Below are 18,417 nucleotides of genomic sequence, written 5' to 3'. Positions count from 1 at the left end.
TCTGGGGTGGGGTTGGGGGGGGGCCTGTCCGCGAGCTTCGGTCTCGGTGAGACGTCCCCCACCCCCTACCCCTCCCCTGAAGGGGAGGGGCTTGGAGATGTAAATTGCGCTACCTGCCCCTTACCCAGACCGACCGGACGGCGATGCTCGCCACGATCGGTGCCAAGTCGGTCGACGACCTGTTCGTCGACGTGCCCGCCGCGGCGCAGCTCGATGGTCCGATCCATGGCCTGCCGCTCCATGCCAGCGAACTCGCGGTCGAGCGGCATATGACCGCGCTGGCGCGGAAGAACCTCGCCGCGGGCGACGTTCCCTTCTTCCTCGGCGCGGGGGCGTATCGGCATCATGTGCCGGCGAGTGTCGATCACCTGATCCAGCGCGGCGAGTTCCTGACGGCCTATACGCCGTACCAGCCGGAGATCGCGCAGGGCACGCTGCAGGTGATGTTCGAGTTCCAGACCCAGGTCGCGCGACTGCTCGGCTGCGACGTCGCCAACGCCTCGATGTACGACGGCTCGACCGCGTGCTGGGAAGCGATCACGATGGCGCGGCGCGTGACCAAGCGCGGCAAGGCGATCCTCTCGGGTGGACTGCACCCGCATTACGTGTCGGTCGCGCAGACGATGGCGAAGTTCACCGGCGACCAACTGATCACCTCGGTGCCGACGCTGTCGCCCGAACCCGACACGCTCGACCTGATCAACCAGATCGATGACGACACCTCGTGCGTCGTGGTCCAATATCCCGACATTCTCGGCCGGATCGAGGACATGAGCGCGCTCGCCGAGGCGTGCCATGCGAAGAAGGCGCTGCTCGTCGCGGTGGTCACCGAGCCGGTGGCGTTGGGGGCGATTCGGTCGCCGGGCGAGATGGGTGCGGATATCGTCGTCGGCGAGGGCCAGTCGATCGGTGTGGGTCTCCAGTTCGGCGGGCCGTACGTGGGGCTGTTCGCCTGTTCGGAGAAGCTGGTCCGCCAGATGCCGGGCCGGCTCTGCGGCGAGACCGTCGACGCCGAAGGCAAGCGCGGCTTCGTGCTGACGCTGTCGACCCGCGAGCAACATATCCGCCGCGAAAAGGCGACCTCGAACATCTGCACCAGCTCGGTGCTCTGCGCGCTTGCGATGTCGGCGCACATGACGTTGCTGGGCGAAGCGGGTCTCCGCCGCCTCGCCGAGATCAACCATGTCGCGGCGAGCGCCGCCGCCGACCGGCTGGCCGAAGTCACCGGCGTCGAACTGGTCACCGACCGCTTCTTCAACGAGTTCACGCTGAAGCTCTCGAAGGAAGCCCGCCCGGTCGTCCGCGCACTCGCGGACAAGGGCATCCTCGCCGGCGTGTCGCTCGGCCGGCTCTATCCCGATGCCGCCGAGCTCGCGAACGGCTTGGTCGTCGCGGTCACCGAAACCACTACCGAGGAGGACGTCGAGACGCTTGCCTCCGCGCTCGAGGAGGTACTCGCGTGACCTCTCTCTCCCCCGTTCGCCCTGAGCTTGTCGAAGGGCCGTTCTTCTTTCTTGCCGTCGTCCGAAGTGAAGGACGAGGCTTCGACAAGCTCAGCCCGAACGGGGTTGGGTTCGTCCGTAACAACGAGGTGCTGGCATGAGCACGATCAACCAGAGCGGTTGGCGCCCCACGACCCCGCAGGCGGGCGAGACTTCGGGCCAGACTTTCACCGGCAACCGCGCGCTGATGCTCGAGGAGCCGCTGATCTTCGAGATCGGATCGACCGAGACCACCGGGGTCGATTTCGCCGAGGCGCCTTCGGGCAAGTCGCGCCTCGCCGGTCTCGATCGTTCGAAGACGATCGGGCTTCCCGGCCTGTCCGAGCCCGAGGCAGTGCGGCATTACACCCGCCTCAGCCGCCAGAACTACGCGATCGACCTCGGCCTGTTCCCGCTCGGCTCGTGCACGATGAAGCACAATCCGCGCTTGAACGAGCGGATGGCGCGGCTCCCCGGCTTCGCCGACCTCCACCCGCTGACGCCGGTCGACGCCTGCCAGGGCGCGTTCGAAGTGATCCACCAACTCGCGCACTGGCTGGTGGCGCTCACCGGCATGCATTCGGTGGCGATGAGCCCCAAGGCCGGCGCGCATGGCGAGCTCTGCGGCGTGCTGGCGATCCGCGCCGCGCTCGACGCCAAGGGCGAGCAGGCGCGCAAGGTCCTACTGGTCCCCGAGAGCGCCCACGGGACCAACCCGGCGACCGCGGCCTTCGCGGGCTTCACCGTCGAGGACATTCCCGCCACCGAAGCGGGCCGGGTGAACCTGGAAGCGCTCAAGACGCGGCTGGGGCCGGACGTGGCGGGCGTGATGATCACCAACCCGAACACCTGCGGCCTGTTCGAGCCCGACATGAAGGCGATCTCGGACGCGGTCCACGCGGCGGGCGGCTATGTCTATTGCGACGGCGCCAACTTCAACGCGATCGTCGGCCGCGTGCGTCCGGGCGATCTCGGCATCGACGCGATGCACATCAACCTGCACAAGACCTTCTCGACCCCGCACGGCGGCGGCGGGCCGGGCTCGGGGCCGGTGGTGTTCTCCGAAGCGCTCACGCCCTATGCGCCGCTGCCTTTCGTCGAGAAGAATGGCGATCATTTCCACCTCGTCGAGGAAGAGACCGCGGGCGAGCACCACGCGTCGAGCTTCGGCCGGATGGTCGCGTTCCACGGCCAGATGGGCATGTTCACCCGGGCGCTGACCTATATCCTCAGCCACGGTGCCGACGGGCTGCGCCAGGTCGCCGAGGATTCGGTGCTCAACGCCAATTACATCCTGCGCTCGATGGAGGACGTGCTCGACGCGCCCTTCGCGAAGTCGGGTCCCTGCATGCACGAGGCTATCTTCAGCGATAAGGGGCTGCCGGAGGGTTTCTCGACGATCGACGTGGCCAAGGGGCTGATCGACGAGGGCTTCCACCCGATGACGGTCTATTTCCCGCTGGTCGTCCACGGGGCGATGCTGGTCGAGCCGACCGAGACGGAAAGCAAAGCTACGCTGGACCAGTTTATCGGTGCCTTCCGTTCCGTGGCCGAACGGGCTAAGGGCGGCGACCTCGCGATGAAGTCCGCGCCGCATTTCGCGCCGCGTCGGCGACTCGACGAGACGCTCGCCGCGCGCAAGCCGGTGCTGGTGTACAAGGAGCCCCAACGGGCGGAAGCGGCCGAGTAAGCCGCGCAGGAGTTTTGAATAGAGAATGAGTTACAACGATACTTTCCGTGACCGCGCCGGTCGCTCGGCCGACGCCAAGAAGAAGGCCCTCGAACTGCTCAAGGCCAAGCCCAAGCTGAGCGAGGCCGAACTGGCCGAGCGCAAGGCTGCGCGTCTGGCCCGCGAACAGGCCGAGGAAGACGAGCGCGCGGCGAAGCGGGCGGCGATCGAAGCCGAGAAGGCGGCGGTCGAGAAGGCCAAGGCCGATGCCGAGGCGGCGCGCGTCGCCGCCGAGCGCGAGGCGGCGAACAAGGTTGCTGCCGAGAAGGCCGCGAAGACGGCTGCGGCCGAGGCTGCGCGGGCCAAGCTCGCCGCGGCCTTCATGCTGGGGGGCAACGAGAGCCGCTACCCGGCGCGCAAGGGCGCCAAGTCCGGCTAGATCCAGCGGCGGACGCTATCCTTGTACGAGCGGTAGCGTTCGCCGAACTTGGCTTCGAGATAGGCTTCCTCGCGCGCGATCACTTCGCGCTCGATCACGAAGACCAGCGGGATCAGCAGCAGCAACGCGACGAGGCTGTCGACCACCAGCGCGATGCCGGCATAGATCAGCGCCATGCCGAGATACATCGGGTTGCGCGTCCAGCGATAGACGCCCTCGGTGACGAGGCTGGTGGAGGATTTCCAGGGCCGGGCATGCGTGCCGCGCTGGCGGAAGAGTCCGTTTGCCGACAGGAGCGTCCCGGCGCCGAGCACGATGCCGAGCCAGCCGAGCAGATTCTGCAGGTCGTAGGTGAGGATCGGCACGCGCAGATTGCCGAGCAGGCGGCCGAGCGCCAGCCCGGCCAGCAGCGTTCCGAGGAACACCAAGGGCGGCGGGAACTTCACGCGCGCGCTGTCCTGATCCGTGTCCATCCGTTCCTCCCGGCCGCCTGATGAACCCGTTCGGCGGCGGCCGCAATGGCCGGCTTGCCATCCGGGTCTGGGACGTGAAGATGCGGGCATGTCCCAACGCCGCCACGCCCCCGCGACCCTGCGCAACCGCGAGCCGATCGCTGCCGTGCTCGCCGACGAGCTTCCGGCCAGCGGGCTGGCGCTCGAGGTGGCGAGCGGGAGCGGTGAGCATTGCGCGTTTTTCGCCGAACGCTTCCCCGCGCTGCAATGGCAGCCGAGCGATCCCGACGCGGACGCGCTGGCCTCGATTGCCGACTGGTGCGCGGACCTGCCCAACGTACTGCCGCCGCTCACGCTCGACGCGGCGGAGGAGACGTGGCCGATTGGTGCCGCCGATGCGATCCTGTGCATCAACATGGTGCATATCAGTCCCTGGGAAGCGACCCTGGGTCTGATGGCGGGGGCAGGGCGGCTGCTCGCGCCGGACGCGCCGCTGTTCCTCTATGGGCCCTATCGCCAGCGCGGCGTGCCGACCGCCGAATCGAACGAGGCGTTCGACATGTCGCTCAAGACGCGCAACCCCGCCTGGGGTCTGCGCCATGTCGAGGACGTGTCGGCCGCGGCGGTTGCGCGGGGGCTGACGCTCGACCGGATCGTCGCGATGCCCGCGAGCAATCTCAGCCTGGTGTTCCGCCGCGGCTCATGATGCCGGCGCGTCGCTCGCGCCTTCGGTCTGCTGCAGGTGCAGAACGCGCTCGCGCCAGACGATGTAGAGGCCGCTGGCGATGATGATCGGCGCGCCGAGCCACGTCCAGGGCGTCGGCCAGGCGCTGAAGATCAGCCAGCCGTAGAAGGTCCCCCAGATCAGGCTCGAATAGTCCATCGGGATGACGGTCGAGACCGGCGCGAAGCGAACCGAGGCGGTGAGCGCGAGCTGGGCGACGCCGCCGACCAGCCCGATCGCGACGAGGTTCGCCCAGGTCAGCCAGTCATGCGACTGGAGTTGAAAGACGTAGACCACGCCCAGCGGCGGCAGCGACAGCACCGAGAACCAGAAGACGGTGGTGCCCGAGCTCTCGGTCTTGCCGATCTGGCGGAGCGTGATCGCGACGATCGCGACGAACAGCGCCGCGAGCAGTCCGACGACCGCGCCGAAGAGCGGGAACTCGCCGCTGCCCGGCTGCGCGACGACTAGCACGCCCGCGAAGCCGACGATCACCGCCCCCCAGCGGTGCCACCCGGTCTTCTCGCCCAGCACCAAGGCGCCGAGGATGGTGGCGAAGATCGGCACGGTGAACTGGAGCGTGGTCGCCTCGGCGAGCGGCAGAAGCAGCACCGCGCCGAAGGTGAAGACCATGCCGGTGAGGCCGATCGCGGTGCGCGTCACATGCGCGCCGAAGCGCGCGGTTCGGATCGACGCGAGGCCCGGGCCCATCACGATCCAGGCGGTGACGATCGGAACCGCCCAGAGCTGGCGGTGGAACATCGTCTCGACGAGCGTCGCGCCGCGCGTCTCGGCGAGCTTGATGAGCGCCGACATCGTCGACAGACAGGCAATCGCGAACAGGCGCAGCGCGAGGCCTGCGAAGATGCGGTCGTCTCTGGCGGGCATCGTCCTGCGCTAGGCGTTGCCGCGCGTGTTCACAAGGCGGAGATATCCCTTAATTCAGGCGCTTTTGCAGGATCAGCCAGCCGGCGACGCGGTCCGCCTGCTCGGGCGGCAGCGCACCGACCGCAGCGACGAGCCATTTGCCGACGGAGCATTGCTGCGCGGGCGCGGCGCGCATCCACAGATGGGGCGTGCTGAAGACCTCCAGATCCCTGTCGTCCATGCCCTGCCTGCGCATCGCCGCGACCAGCGCCTCCGCATCGCGCGGGGGCAGCACGGCGCCTATCTTCCGCTTCGCTGGCCGGTCGCGCCCGGCGGCGGCCCCGCGCCATTGGGCGACGCCCATTTCGGCGAGTGCGATCTTCGCGTCCGGCGGCAGGACTTCGCCCGGTCCGAAGCCGCGCATGATGTAGCGGGCGCAGAGCGTCAGGTCGTCGGCCTCGAGCGCCTCGATCATCCGCGATTCGGCGGCGATGAATGCGGCGAGCTCGGCGTGCGGCGCCTGAGTGAGCTCGTCGAGATGGGCGAGCGCGGCGTTGCGCATCAGCGCGAAGGTCTGGGCCTGCAGCGCGGGCGGCGACGCGCCCCGGCGAGCGCTCAGCGAGATCGCCTCGCGAACCTTCGCATAGTCCTCGGGATAGGTCTCCTGCATCGCCTGGACGAGTGCCGCTGAATCGGTATCGGCGGCGAACGCCGCATCCACCGCCTCGGGTGAGGTGCGGTTCGCGAAGCTCGTCTTCGCGAAATACACTGCCCCGGCAACGCCACCTGCGGCCAGCAGCAACAGCAATGCGATGCCCAGCGCCACCGCCCAGACCGGGTCTCCCCCGCGCGATCGTACGGCCATGATCTTTCCCCCCGGCCACGCGTTAGATCATCGGGCGACAGGCGGCGCAAGCGCGCATCCTTGACCGCCCGGGCATTGGCGCTATCGCCCGGAACCATGATCAAGCATGCTCTCAACGTCACGCGCGAAGCCGATTTCGCCGCCTGGTATCAAGCCGTCATCTCGGAGGCCGATATGGCCGAGGAGAGCGGAGTGCGCGGGTGCATGGTCATCCGGCCGTGGGGCTATGGCATCTGGGAACGCATCCAGCGCCTGCTCGACGATCGTATCAAGGCGACGGGCCACGAGAATTGCTATTTCCCGCTTTTCATCCCGCTCAGCTACTTCGAGAAGGAAGCCGAGCATGTCGACGGCTTCGCCAAGGAGATGGCGGTGGTCACGCACCACCGGCTCGTCCAGAAGGACGGCAGGCTCGTCCCCGATCCCGAGGCGAAGCTCGAGGAGCCCCTGGTCGTCCGCCCGACTTCGGAGACGGTGATCGGAACTGCCTTCTCGCGCTGGATCCAGTCGTGGCGCGACCTGCCGGTGCTGATCAACCAATGGGCGAACGTGGTGCGTTGGGAGATGCGCACGCGGATGTTCCTGCGCACCAGCGAGTTCCTCTGGCAGGAGGGGCACACCGCGCACGCCAGCGAGGCCGAGGCGCGCGAAGAGACGCTCAAGATGCTCGAAGTCTATCGGTCGTTCGCCGAGGACTGCCTCGCCATGCCGGTGGTCGCCGGCGAGAAGCCCGAGAATGAGCGCTTCCCCGGCGCGGTCTCGACCTATTCGATCGAGGCGATGATGCAGGACGGCAAGGCGCTCCAGGCGGGCACCTCGCATTTCCTCGGCACCACTTTCTCGAGTGCGCAGAACATCCGCTTCCAGAATGCCGAGGGCGAGCTTGAGCTGGCGCAGACGACGAGCTGGGGCGTCTCGACCCGGATGATCGGCGGCGTGATCATGGTGCATGGCGACGATGACGGCCTGCGCGTGCCGCCGCGGATCGCGCCGTGGCAGATCGTGATCGTGCCGATGCTGCGCGATCAGCCCGAGGACCAGGCGCTCGTCGATTACTGCAAGACGCTCCAGCAGGAGCTCGCGCTGTTCAGCGTGTTCGGCGAGCCGGTGCGCGCATTGCTCGACCTGCGCCCCGCCAAGGCGGCGGGCAAGCGCTGGGGCTGGGTGAAGAAGGGCGCGCCGATCGTGATCGAGGTCGGCGGGCGCGACATGGCGGGTGCCAACGTCTCGGTGATCCGCCGCGACCGCCTCTATCGCGAGGACGGCAAGCTTGACAGCGCCGTGGTCGCGCGCGCCCAGTTCGTCGACGAGGCGACGCAGATGCTGGAGAGCATCCAGCTGGCGCTGCACATGCAGGCGCGCGAGCGGATGGACGCCAATATCCGCCGCGACGTGACCGACTTTGCGGGCCTCGAAGCCGCGTTCGCGGAGAGCAATCGCTATCCGGGCTGGGTCGAGGTCAACTGGTCGAAGCCGAGCGGTGCCGAACTCGACAAGGTGGTCGATCGGCTGAAGGCGCTCAAGCTCACCTTCCGCAACGTGCCCGGCGATGCCGCCGCGGCGGAAGGCGCCTGCATCTTCACCGGCGCGCCTGCGGTCGAGCGGATCCTGGTCGCGCGTGCCTATTAATGCCCTCCTCGTCATCCCGGCGAAAGCCGGGATCTCAGGCGAAGGCGCGGGACAGGAGCCGCACGAGATCCCGGCGTTCGCCGGGATGACGGCGTAAGTCAGTGCGCACGCTTTTCTCGACCCTGCTCTACCAAGAGCCGCTCGGCGACGACGCGCTGATCGGCGAGCTCGAAGCCTCGTGCCTCCAGCTCGCCGAGGACGACATGGCCGGGCGGCGATGGGCGAAGGAGCATGGCTATCCGGGCTATACTTCCTACGCTTCGCTCGACGACCTGCCGATCCGCGATCCGGCCTTCGCCGATCTCAAGCGCCTGCTCGACAGGCATGTCGCGAAGTTCGCCCAGGCCTGCGGGTTCGAGCTGGGCGGCAAGAAGCTCAAGCTCGACAGCCTTTGGGCGAACGTGCTCGACGGCAAGGGCGGGCACAGCGCGCATATCCATCCGCACAGCGTCGTCTCGGGCACCGTCTATATCACGCTGCCGCCCGGGTCGCGCGGGCTCAAGCTCGAGGATCCGCGCCACGCGATGATGATGGCGGCGCCGCCGCGACGTCCCGACGCGCCCGAGCATCTTCAGAACTTCGTCGAGGTCGTGCCCGATCCGGGCACGGTGCTGCTCTGGGAAAGCTGGCTGCGGCACGAGGTTCCGGCAGGATCGGGCAAGGGCAAGAGGATCAGCGTGAGCTTCAACTATCGCTGGTGAAGGGGGAGGGGACATGTTCGATCGACGGACCGTGCTCGCGGGCGCGCTGGCGCTTCCCGTCGCCGCGCAGGCTGAGGAACACTGGGATGCGATCGTCGACCCCCGCACCGGAACGCTCGGCAAGGCGCTCGAAGCGGCCGCCGCGGCGGGCGGGCGGCCCTTCCGGATCCTCGTGCGCGAAGGCGTGCTGGTCGAGAAGCTGACGATCAGCGTGCCCAACGTCACGATCGTCGGCAGCGGGCGCGGCACGGTGCTGAGCTTCGGCACCTATGCCGGGCTCAAGCATCCCGACGGCAATAATTGGGGCACCGGCCGCACCGGCACGCTGACCATATCCGCGCCGGGAACGACGCTCCGCAACCTCACCATCCGCAACAGCTTCGACTATATCGGCGCCAAGCGCGACAATGCCGGCAACGGCGCGCAGGCGGTGGCATTGGTGATCGGGCGCGAGGCGGACCGGACGCTGGTCGAGCGCTGCTGGCTCGAAGGCTATCAGGACACGCTCTACGTGCAGGGGCGCTCGCGGATCGCCGATTGCCGGATCGTCGGCGGCGTCGACTTCATCTTCGGCGGCGCGGCGGCGTGGTTCGAGCGCTGCGAGATCGTCACCCGCTACGTGCCGGGCGCCACCGAGTTCGGCTTCCTCACCGCGCCGAGCACCCCGCTGGCGCAGCCTTTCGGGCTCGTCTTTTCGAACTGCCGCCTGACCCGCGAGTCCGGCGTGCCCGCGCGCTCGACCTGGCTCGGGCGGCCGTGGCGCGCGGGCGGCAACATGGCGCTGACCGGGCAATCGGTGTTCCTGAACTGCTGGATGGACGCGCATATCAAGTGCGAGGGCTGGACCTGGATGGGCTATAAGGGCCCCGAAGGCGAACAGCGCCGGCTGACGCCCCAGGAGGCGCGGCTGTTCGAGCATGCCAGCCGCGGGCCCGGCGCGGGACCCGCCTCGGCTACCCGACGCTTCCTCAGCTCGGCGGATGCCGCGCGTTTCACTCGCGCCAACGTGCTCGGCGACTGGGACGGGGGTGCATAGCCGACCGCATTGCGCTAGCCTCCGAACGGGGCGCATGGAGGAAGCGATGGCTCGCATCACCCTGTTCGCCGCAGCGCTGGCGGTTTCGGTTCCCGCGGCGGCGCTCGCGCATCATGGCTGGAGCTCGTACGACGAGACCAAGCCGCTGACCGTTACCGGCGCGCTGCAGAATGTCGCCTGGTCCAATCCGCACGGGAGCGCCTCGACGCAATGGCAGGGCAAGCAATGGCATGTCGTGCTCGCCCCCGTCGCCCGGATGGAAGCGCGGGGACTGACCGCCGCGATGATAGACAAGGGCCAGAAGGTGACCCTGACCGGCTATGCCCGCAAGGACGGCACCGCCGAGATGCGCATCGAGCGCATCAAGGTGGGCGACAAGACGGTCGAGCTGCGCTGAGGCGTGGAGGCGGCGCTCCTCGCCTTCGCCCATTGGCTCGAAGCCGCGGGCGTGGGCCCTTGGGGGCGCAGCGGCAGTTGGGCCTATCCCTTCGTCAACAGCGTGCATCTGCTGGGGCTGGTGATGCTGGTCGGCGGGATCGGCGTGGTCGACCTGCGCCTCGCGGGACTATGGCGGAGCCTGCCCGCCGGCGCGCTGTCGCGAGCGCTCACGCCGGTTGCGCTCTGCGGGCTCGCGCTGCTGTTCCGGCTGGTGTGGCAGCGGCGGGTGGAGGCGGGGGGCGAAGTGCCGCCGCTGATCGGACGAACCAGCGCGCTGGCGTCGCTGGCGATGTGGCTGGGCGTGGGAACGCTGGGACGGCTGATCGCCTATAGCTGAAGCGGGTTCAGCAGATCACCAATGTCAGCGCGCGCATCAGGCTGCGCTCGATCGGCGCGTCGAAGCGGCAGCCGATATGATCGCCGTCGTTCCATACGACCGTGGCAGCCACGGGCAGGCTGTTCTGGAGGCGCAGCCACAGGCGCTCGCCTTCGGGGTGCTCGCTCGCGCAGGCGAGGCGGCAGCCATAGACCGAGAGATCGCGCAAGGTCGCCTCGATCGGCGCGTCGCCCTGCTTGCGGACCGTGGCGCGGCTGACCAGGATGCGATGGCGCGGCTCGCTGCGATGCTCGACGAGCGCAGGCCCGACTGTCCGATATTGCGAAAGCCTGGTTGCCATCTGTTTCCTGCCCCCGCGGGAACGCTAGGGTGGCAGTTATCAACATCTGGTTAAGCGAATGTTGCAGTCCACCAGCGGGTGAACACGTGCCGCTCGGGCGCGGTCATGTGCAGGCCGAGCTTCGAACGGCGGAAGAGCACGTCGTCGGGCGTGCGCGCCCATTCGCGATCGTGCATCCAGCGCGCCTCGGTTTCGCTGAGCCCCGCGCCGAACAGCTCGCCCAGCCCGGCCTCGTCGTGCACGTCGCCGAGCATCTCGCTGAGCAGCGCGCCATAGGCATGCGCCATGCGCCGCGCGCGCTCCTCGCCCAGGAAGGGCCAGCGTTCGCGGACATGCGCGACATGAAGGTCGAAATCGGAGATCATCCCGCCGGGGAAGCACCGCGCGCGGGTGCGGCAGCGGGGCTCGATGCCGAGCAATGGGCCGATCTTCTCCATCGCTTCCTCGGCGAGCGCGCGCGCCGTGGTGATCTTGCCGCCGAAGACTGACAGCAGAGGCGGGCCCCCGCCGTCGAGTTCGAGGACATAGTCGCGCGTGACCGCCTGCGCCTGGGCGGCGCCGTCGTCGTGGAGCGGCCGCACGCCGGACCAGTCCCAGACGATATCGCCGGGGGAGATTTGGCGGGTGAAATATCGGTTCACCGCGTCGCAGAGATACTGGGCTTCCTCTGGCGAGCAGCCCGCGTCCTCCGGGCGCTCGACGGGCACGTCGGTGGTACCGATCTCGGTGAAGGCGCCCTCATAGGGGATGGCGAAGACGATGCGGCGGTCGGGTTGCTGGAGGATATAGGCGTGATCGCCCTCGAACAGCCGGGGCACGACGATATGACTGCCCTTGACCAGGCGAACCTGCGAGCGAGTCGCAACAGAGAGGCTGTTGATAATCGTTCGCACCCATGGGCCGGCGGCGTTGACCAGCCCGCGCGCCTCCACGGTGCGTCCGCCGGAGAGCTCCGCCCGCCACAGGTCGCCGACCCTTTTCGCGGAGAGGAGCTCGGTACGGGTCGCGATCTCCGTGCCGTGCGCGGCGGCATCGAACGCATTGGCGAGCGTGAAGCGCGAATCGTCGACCCAGGCGTCCGAATAGACGAAGCCGCGATGCTCGCCGGCAAGCGGGGCCGTGAATGCCGCGTCGCCGGACCGGAGGCTGCGCGAGCGCGGCAGCGAGGATCTGTCCGCGAGCAGGTCGTAGAGCCAGAGCCCGGCGCGAACCATCCACCAGGGCCGGATCGAATGCGCGTGCGGCAGGACGAAGGTCATCGGGCGGATCAGGTGCGGCGCGGCGGAAAGGAGGCGTTCGCGCTCGTGCAGCCCTTCGCGGACCAGCCGGAACTGGTATCTTTCGAGATAGCGCAGCCCGCCATGGATCAGCTTGGTCGACGCCGAGGAGGTATGGCCGGCGAGATCGTCCTTCTCGACGAGCAGCACCTTCAAGCCGGCGAGGGATGCCTCGCGGGCGATCGCGCAGCCATTGATACCGCCGCCGATGATCAAAAGGTCGTAGGGCACCGCGTCACGCTACCTCACCCGTCATCCCCGCGAAAGCGGGGATCCAGAGCCAGAAGCTGAGGCGCCTGTGATTCTGGATCCCCGCCTACACGGGGATGACGAAAGGGTGCCGAGCACCTACATTGATGGCCAATGGCAAGAACCAAAACAAAAGCAGGGCTCCCGACCAGGGAGCAGATCCTCGATTTCATTTCGACATCCGATACCCCCGCCGGCAAGCGCGAGATCGCCCGGGCCTTCGGGCTTTCGGCGCAGGACAAGATCGCGCTCAAGGCGCTGCTCAAGGACATGGCCGACGAAGGGCTGATCGACAGCGCCCCCGGCCGCGCCTTCCACAAGATGGGCGGGGTTCCGAAAGTGACCGTGCTGCGGGTGACCGACAGCGACGGCGACACCGTCTGGGCCGTACCTGAGCGCTGGGAGGCCGAGGGCATTCCCGTGCCCCGCCTGCGCGTCCGTGAGCGCGGCAAGCGCGGTGCGCTCGGCATCGGTGACCGCATCCTCGCGCGCACCGAAGAGGTGGGCAGCGGCTGGATCGCGCACCCGATGAAGAAGCTTGCGCGCGGCGAGGAGCAGGTGCTCGGCGTCGTGCACGAGGAGGGCGGGCGGCTCTACCTCCAGGGCGTCGAGAAGAAGGACCGGCACAGCTATCCGATCTCGGAGCGGGGCGGCGCCGAGCCGGGCGATCTCGTGCTAGCCAACAAGGCAGGCAAGCCGCCGCGCATCTTCGCGCATGTGACCGAGCGGCTGGGCGATCCCTTTGCCCCGCGCAGCTTCTCGCTGATCGCGATCCACCGCCACGGCATTCCCAACGTCTTCTCGGACGAGCTGCTGACCGAGGCCGAGCGGGTGTCGAAGCAGCCGCTTGGCGATCGGGAAGACCTGCGCCACCTGCCGATCGTGGCGATCGATCCGGCGGACGCGCGCGACCATGACGATGCGGTCTGGGCGGCGCCCGACGACGATCCGAAGAACGAAGGCGGTTGGAAGGCCGTGGTCGCGATTGCCGATGTCAGCTTCTATGTCCGCCCGGGCTCGCAGCTCGACCGCGAGGCGCGCAAGCGCGGCAATTCGGTCTATCTCCCCGATCGCGTCGTGCCGATGCTGCCCGAGATTCTTTCGGCCGAGGTCTGCTCGCTCAAGCAGGGCGAGGACCGTGCGGCGCTGGCGTGCCATCTCCAGGTCGGCAAGCATGGCGAATTGAAGAGCTGGCGCTTCAGCCGCGCGGTGGTGAGCATCGCCGCGAACATCGCCTATGAGGACGCGCAGGCGCTCATCGATCAAAAGCCCCTCCCCTTCAGGGGAGGGGTTGGGGGTGGGGCAGTGCCTCAAGCTGCATCGCCTGCGGATAGGCCCCACCCCAACCCAGCGTCGGGTCGGTCAGGCTCCCAGCCTGACCTGAACCGCGCGGGGCGCGGTTCACCCGACGCTCCTGAAGGGGAGGGGCTTAGAGAAATTCTCGTTCCCCTCTGGGACTGCTGGCGCGCGCTCGGCAAGGCGCGGGCGAAGCGCGAGCCGCTCGACCTCGACTTGCCCGAGCGGCGGATCGTGCTCGACGAGATGGGACGCATCCTCTCGGTCGCCGCGCGCGAGCGGCTCGACGCGCACAAGCTGATCGAGGATTACATGATCGCGGCCAACGTCGCCGCGGCCAAGGCGCTGGAAGGCAAGAAGGCGCCGGTCATGTACCGCGACCATGAGCCGCCGGCGCGCGAGAAGCTCGTCGCGCTCAAGGAATATCTCAAGACCTTCGACCTCGAGTTCGCACTGGGGCAGGTGATCAAGCCCGCGACCTTCAACCGCATCCTCGAGCGGGTGGGCGAGGCCGATTTCCGCGACGAAGTGATGCAGCAGGTGCTGCGCACCCAGACCCAGGCCTATTATGGTCCCGAAAATGCCGGGCATTTCGGGCTGTCGCTCGGCTCCTACGCGCACTTCACCTCGCCGATCCGCCGCTATGCCGACCTGATCGTCCATCGCTCGCTGGTCGAGGCGTACAAGCTCGGGCCCGGCGGACTCACGCACGAGGAAGCCGGTTCGATGGACCGGATCGGCGAGAGCATCAGCCAGCTCGAGCGCCGCGCGATGGAGGCCGAGCGCGAGACGATCGACCGCTATGTCGCCGCCTATCTCGCCAACCATGTCGGCGAGGTGATGGAGGCGCGGATCACCGGCGTGCAGAATTTCGGCTTCTTCGCGACGATCGAGGGGATCGGCGGCGACGGGCTGGTGCCGGTGCGCGACCTCGGCACCGAATATTTCCGCTACGATGAGGCGAGCCAGCAGCTGATCGGTGAGGAGACGGGGACGAGCTTCGCGCTCGGCCAGCGGCTGCCGCTCCGGCTGGTCGAGGCCAATCCGGTCTCGGGGGCGCTGCGCTACGAGCTGCCCGACGGCAAGGGCTCGGCGAGCGGCGGCGAGCGCGAGGACCGCAGGGGGCCACGCGGCCCGAGGCGCGAGATCAAGCGCCGCGGGCGCCCGGCCAATATCCGGCACCAGGGGCGCAAAAGATAGGCGATTGAGCGCCAACCCACCCTTGGGCCGTATCGACATTCAAATTCCCCCTCCCTTCAAGGGAGGGGTTAGGGGTGCCTTCTGCTGCACGATTGGCGAGTCTTTTAGGCGCGCAGACGCGCGCACCCACCCCCTGCCCCTCCCTGCAAGCAGGGAGGGGAGCCTTCAGACTGAATGTCGATTCACCCTAGCCCCTCCCTGGGAGGGAGGGGGAATTGGGTAACAACCTTGTCACTCGATCGCGAAGCTGATCCCGGCATGCGCCTCGAGCCGCTTCTCCAGCGCGTCGGGCATCAGCGCGCCCGCGGTCCAGATGCCGCCCGCTCCCTGCACGTCGCGGAGCAGGCAGAGCGCACTTTCGGCGATCATCTTGCTGGTCGAGCCATAGCCGGGATCCTTGTCGCCCTTGACGACCGCGGTGACCCGTTCGCCGTCCGGCATCTCGGCGACGAAGGCGATCTCGTAGAAGCCGGTCTCGCGTTCCTCCTTGCTCGGCCCCTCGCCGGGGGCGGGGCCCTTGTCCGAATTCATCGGATTCATCTTGGCGATCGCCTCGGCGGCGGCCTTTCCGATGTCGCCCAGGCCGGGGGCGATCATCATCTCGTCATATTGGAAATCGGCGCCATAGGGCTGGCCGGCCAGGAAGTTGGTGCGGTGGACGTTCTTGGTGTTGATCACCGCCATCATGAACGGCGCGACCCAGGCCTCGACCGCTTCGTCAAAATGCGGGACCATGCCGTTCGGCTGGTGCGGCCCGTCGAAGCCGGGCGCCAGCGCGAAGGGATCGATCATCAGCTTGAGGATCGACGGATCCTTCGCCGCCGCGGCCATCGTCGCCTTGCCGCTGGCGAAGGTACCGCCCGAGAAGGTGCCCTTCATCGCGCGGATGCGCCCCTTCACGCGCGGCGCGGGCTTGCCGAACCGCTTCTTCGCCTCCTGCTGGACGGCCCAGACCCCAAGATCGAACGGGATCGAATCGAAGCCGCACGAGAAGACGATGCGCGCGCCGCTGGCCTTGGCGGTGCCCTCGTATTTGTCGATCATCTGGCGCATCCAGGCGGGCTCGCCGCACAGGTCGACATAAGCGGTGCCCGCCGCGGCGCAGGCCGCGAGGAGCGGCTCGCCATAGAGCTGGTACGGGCCGACCGTGGTGATCACCACCGTCGCGCGCTCGACCATCGCTTTCAGGCTCGCGGGATCGTCGGCATTGGCGGTGAGCAGCGGCGTGCCTGCCGGCGCGCCGATCTCGTCGCGCACTTCCTCGAGCTTGGTCAGCGATCGGCCGGCCATCGCCCATTTCACGTCCGCATAATTGGCCGCGAGATATTCGGCGACGAGCCGGCCGGTGAAGCCGGTGGCGCCATAGACGATGATGTCGAATTCGCGATCGGCCATTTCTCTCTCCTGCCTGTCCGGTCCATACCGGGTTTTCTAATCCTTAGAACGTGGCGAGAGAAATTGGTAGCTCAGGCCTCCTGGAATTGCAGCGCCGCGAGCCGCGCATAGAGACCGTTCGCGGCGACCAGCTCGGCATGGTTGCCGGTCTCGACGATGCGGCCCTCGTCCATCACGATGATGCGGTCGGCGGCGCGCACGGTGGCGAGGCGGTGCGCGATCACGAGCGTGGTGCGGTTCGCCATCAGCCGCTCGAGCGCGTCCTGGACGAGGCGCTCGCTCTCGGCGTCGAGCGCGGAGGTGGCTTCGTCGAGCAGCAGGATCGGCGCGTCGCGCAGCAGCGCGCGGGCGATCGCGATCCGCTGGCGCTGGCCGCCCGAGAGGCGCGCGCCGGCTTCGCCGAGGAAGGTATCGAGGCCCTGGGGCAGCTCGCGCAGGAAATCGGCGGCATTGGCCGCCTGCGCCGCCGCCCAGATCGCATCGTCGCCGGCGTCCCAGGCACCGTAGCGGAGATTGTCGCGCGCGGAGGCGCCGAAGATCACCGTATCCTGCGGCACGATCGCCATCCGGCCGCGGATATCGGCGGGATCGGCCTTGCGCACGTCGACGCCATCGACCCGGACAATGCCGGTTTCGGGATCGTAGAAGCGCTGGAGCAGCTGGAACAGCGTCGACTTGCCCGCGCCCGAGGGGCCGACCACCGCGACGGTCTCGCCGGGACGCACGTCGAGAGAGAAATCGGCGAGCGCCGAGACCTCGGGCCGCGTCGGATAGCGGAAGGTGACATGCTCGAACGCGACCGCGCCCTGCGGCGGCTGGGGGAGCGGCACCGGGTTTGCGGGCGGTGCGATGTCGGGCTCTTCGTGCAGCAGTTCGGCGAGGCGGCTGGCGGCGCCCGAGCCGCGCAGCAGCTCGCCATAGACTTCGGTCAGCGCGCCGAACGATCCGGTGACCAGGCCCGCGGTGATCACGAAGGCGGTTATCGAGCCGCCCGAGATGCGGCCCTCGGCAACCCCGTACACCGCGTCCCACATGATCAGCGTGATCGCCGTGAAGAGCAGCCCGATCACCGCCGCGGTCATCACCGCGCGCAGCCCGAAGCGGCGCTGCGCGGCGGCGAAGCTGCGCGACACCGCGCCTTCGAAACGCTCGGCCTCGCGCTTCTCTTGCCCGAAGGCCTGGACGATGCGCATCGCGCCGAGCGTCTCGGAGGCGATCGTGCCGATATCGGCGACGCGGTCCTGGCTCGAGCGCGAGAGGCTGCGGACGCGGCCGCCGAGCCAGACGATCGGCAGCACGATCACCGGAATGCCGACGAGCAGGAAGCCGGCGATCTTGGGGGCGAGCGTGAACAGATAGATGATCCCGCCCACGCCGGTGAGCAGGTTGCGGAGCGCGGTCGAGACGGTGTTGCCGACGACCATCTCGACGATCGCGGTGTCCGAGGTGAGCCGCGAGGCGATCTCCGACGGGCGGTTCTCCTCGAACCATTTGGGCGGCAGGCGGAGCAGGTTGCGGTGCACCGCCATGCGGATGTCGGCGACGGTGCGCTCGCCGACCCAGGAGACGAAGAAGAAGCGCACCGCGGTCGCCACCGCGAGCACGAGCACGACGAGCAGCAGCCCCTGGAAATAGACGCCGATCCTGCTGGTGTCGGCGCCGGCCGCGAAGCCGTTGTCGACGATCTGCTTGAAGGTGCGTGGGATCCACAGGGTCGCCGCCGACGAGGCGATCAGCGCGAGCGTCGCCACCGCGAGCTGGAGCGGGTAGCGGCGGGTGAAGCTCCAGACGACGAGCAGGTTGCTGAGCTTGCGCCGGGATTGCGGAGCGGGCGCAGGTACGGGGTCGGCCATGGCGCGCGGACTAGCGCGATTGAAAGGAGAGGGGAACTGTATTCCCTCTCCCCCTGTGGGAGAGGGAGGGAGCCGACGTTAGTCGGCGGAAGGGTGAGGGGGAGTGAGACTCAGTCCCCCTCATCCTTCCCACTCGCTTCGCGAGCGGGCCCCTTCCTTCTCCCACAAG

17 protein-coding genes are annotated in these 18,417 nt (G+C 68.3%); 10 read left to right on the top strand and 7 right to left on the bottom strand.

What is annotated here, in order from left to right:
• Window positions 1-104 precede the first annotated feature (104 nt).
• The 3 genes from gcvPA (at window position 105) to MT490_RS02800 (ending at window position 3,589) form a co-directional block, all read left to right on the top strand.
• Complete coding sequence (gene gcvPA, locus MT490_RS02810; RefSeq protein ID WP_297384074.1) at window positions 105-1,463, top strand: aminomethyl-transferring glycine dehydrogenase subunit GcvPA; 1,359 nt, start codon at window positions 105-107, stop codon at window positions 1,461-1,463.
• Window positions 1,464-1,599: 136 nt separating this feature from the next.
• Window positions 1,600-3,171 carry an aminomethyl-transferring glycine dehydrogenase subunit GcvPB gene (gcvPB, locus tag MT490_RS02805; protein WP_297384072.1) on the top strand — a complete coding sequence of 524 codons (1,572 nt, stop codon included), beginning with the start codon at window positions 1,600-1,602 and terminating at the stop codon, window positions 3,169-3,171.
• Between the two features lie 25 nt (window positions 3,172-3,196).
• Window positions 3,197-3,589, top strand: a complete 393-nt coding sequence (locus MT490_RS02800) for a hypothetical protein (protein WP_297384070.1) — start codon at window positions 3,197-3,199, stop codon at window positions 3,587-3,589.
• Here the strand turns inward: MT490_RS02800 and MT490_RS02795 are convergent.
• Window positions 3,586-4,062 (bottom strand): isoprenylcysteine carboxylmethyltransferase family protein, encoded by a 477-nt coding sequence (locus MT490_RS02795; RefSeq protein WP_297384068.1) that lies wholly within the window; start codon window positions 4,060-4,062, stop codon window positions 3,586-3,588. The genes MT490_RS02800 and MT490_RS02795 overlap by 4 nt on opposite strands.
• Window positions 4,063-4,150: 88 nt before the next feature.
• On the opposite strand from MT490_RS02795, the gene MT490_RS02790 reads away from it, so the two are divergent.
• A complete protein-coding gene (locus MT490_RS02790) occupies window positions 4,151-4,747 on the top strand; it encodes a DUF938 domain-containing protein (protein ID WP_297384066.1) in 597 nt (198 codons plus the stop codon).
• Here the strand turns inward: MT490_RS02790 and MT490_RS02785 are convergent.
• Together MT490_RS02785 and MT490_RS02780 are read right to left on the bottom strand one after the other, a co-directional pair.
• Window positions 4,742-5,653 carry a DMT family transporter gene (locus tag MT490_RS02785; RefSeq protein ID WP_297384064.1) on the bottom strand — a complete coding sequence of 304 codons (912 nt, stop codon included), beginning with the start codon at window positions 5,651-5,653 and terminating at the stop codon, window positions 4,742-4,744. The two genes, MT490_RS02790 and MT490_RS02785, sit on opposite strands and share 6 nt — an antisense overlap.
• Before the next feature lie 49 nt (window positions 5,654-5,702).
• Window positions 5,703-6,497 (bottom strand): hypothetical protein, encoded by a 795-nt coding sequence (locus MT490_RS02780; protein WP_297384063.1) that lies wholly within the window; start codon window positions 6,495-6,497, stop codon window positions 5,703-5,705.
• Window positions 6,498-6,593: 96 nt separating this feature from the next.
• Between MT490_RS02780 and proS the strand changes: the two genes are divergently transcribed.
• The 5 genes from proS (at window position 6,594) to MT490_RS02755 (ending at window position 10,638) form a co-directional block, all read left to right on the top strand.
• Window positions 6,594-8,126, top strand: coding sequence for a proline--tRNA ligase (gene proS, locus MT490_RS02775; protein WP_297384061.1), 1,533 nt, complete (start codon window positions 6,594-6,596; stop codon window positions 8,124-8,126).
• A 101-nt stretch (window positions 8,127-8,227) separates the two neighbouring features.
• Window positions 8,228-8,827, top strand: coding sequence for a TIGR02466 family protein (locus MT490_RS02770; protein ID WP_297384060.1), 600 nt, complete (start codon window positions 8,228-8,230; stop codon window positions 8,825-8,827).
• A 13-nt stretch (window positions 8,828-8,840) separates the two neighbouring features.
• Complete coding sequence (locus tag MT490_RS02765) at window positions 8,841-9,863, top strand: pectinesterase family protein (RefSeq protein ID WP_297384059.1); 1,023 nt, start codon at window positions 8,841-8,843, stop codon at window positions 9,861-9,863.
• 46 nt (window positions 9,864-9,909) lie between these two features.
• Window positions 9,910-10,260 carry a DUF6152 family protein gene (locus tag MT490_RS02760; protein ID WP_297384058.1) on the top strand — a complete coding sequence of 117 codons (351 nt, stop codon included), beginning with the start codon at window positions 9,910-9,912 and terminating at the stop codon, window positions 10,258-10,260.
• A 3-nt stretch (window positions 10,261-10,263) separates the two neighbouring features.
• Entirely contained in the window at window positions 10,264-10,638 is a 375-nt protein-coding gene (locus MT490_RS02755; RefSeq protein WP_297384057.1) for a hypothetical protein, read from the top strand.
• 7 nt (window positions 10,639-10,645) lie between these two features.
• On the opposite strand, the gene MT490_RS02750 is transcribed toward MT490_RS02755, so the two are convergent.
• A complete protein-coding gene (locus tag MT490_RS02750) occupies window positions 10,646-10,978 on the bottom strand; it encodes a PilZ domain-containing protein (RefSeq protein WP_297384055.1) in 333 nt (110 codons plus the stop codon).
• A gap of 50 nt (window positions 10,979-11,028) precedes the next feature.
• On the bottom strand, window positions 11,029-12,486 hold the full coding sequence (gene glpD, locus MT490_RS02745; protein ID WP_297384053.1) for a glycerol-3-phosphate dehydrogenase: 1,458 nt from the start codon (window positions 12,484-12,486) through the stop codon (window positions 11,029-11,031).
• Between the two features lie 132 nt (window positions 12,487-12,618).
• On the opposite strand from glpD, the gene MT490_RS02740 reads away from it, so the two are divergent.
• Window positions 12,619-15,000 (top strand): RNB domain-containing ribonuclease, encoded by a 2,382-nt coding sequence (locus MT490_RS02740; RefSeq protein ID WP_297384051.1) that lies wholly within the window; start codon window positions 12,619-12,621, stop codon window positions 14,998-15,000.
• A 231-nt stretch (window positions 15,001-15,231) separates the two neighbouring features.
• Here the strand turns inward: MT490_RS02740 and MT490_RS02735 are convergent, their stop codons facing one another.
• Together MT490_RS02735 and MT490_RS02730 are read right to left on the bottom strand one after the other, a co-directional pair.
• Window positions 15,232-16,395 (bottom strand): saccharopine dehydrogenase NADP-binding domain-containing protein, encoded by a 1,164-nt coding sequence (locus MT490_RS02735; protein WP_297384049.1) that lies wholly within the window; start codon window positions 16,393-16,395, stop codon window positions 15,232-15,234.
• 71 nt (window positions 16,396-16,466) lie between these two features.
• Window positions 16,467-18,248: an ABC transporter transmembrane domain-containing protein gene (locus MT490_RS02730; RefSeq protein WP_297384047.1), complete on the bottom strand. Its 1,782-nt coding sequence runs from the start codon at window positions 18,246-18,248 to the stop codon at window positions 16,467-16,469.
• Window positions 18,249-18,417: the final 169 nt, after the last annotated feature.

It is taken from the genome of Sphingomonas sp., assembly GCF_026460985.1.
Classification (GTDB): Bacteria; Pseudomonadota; Alphaproteobacteria; order Sphingomonadales; family Sphingomonadaceae; genus Sphingomonas.
Note: the sequence above shows the minus strand (reverse complement) of the source record. Positions and strands in the feature narration are given on the sequence as shown.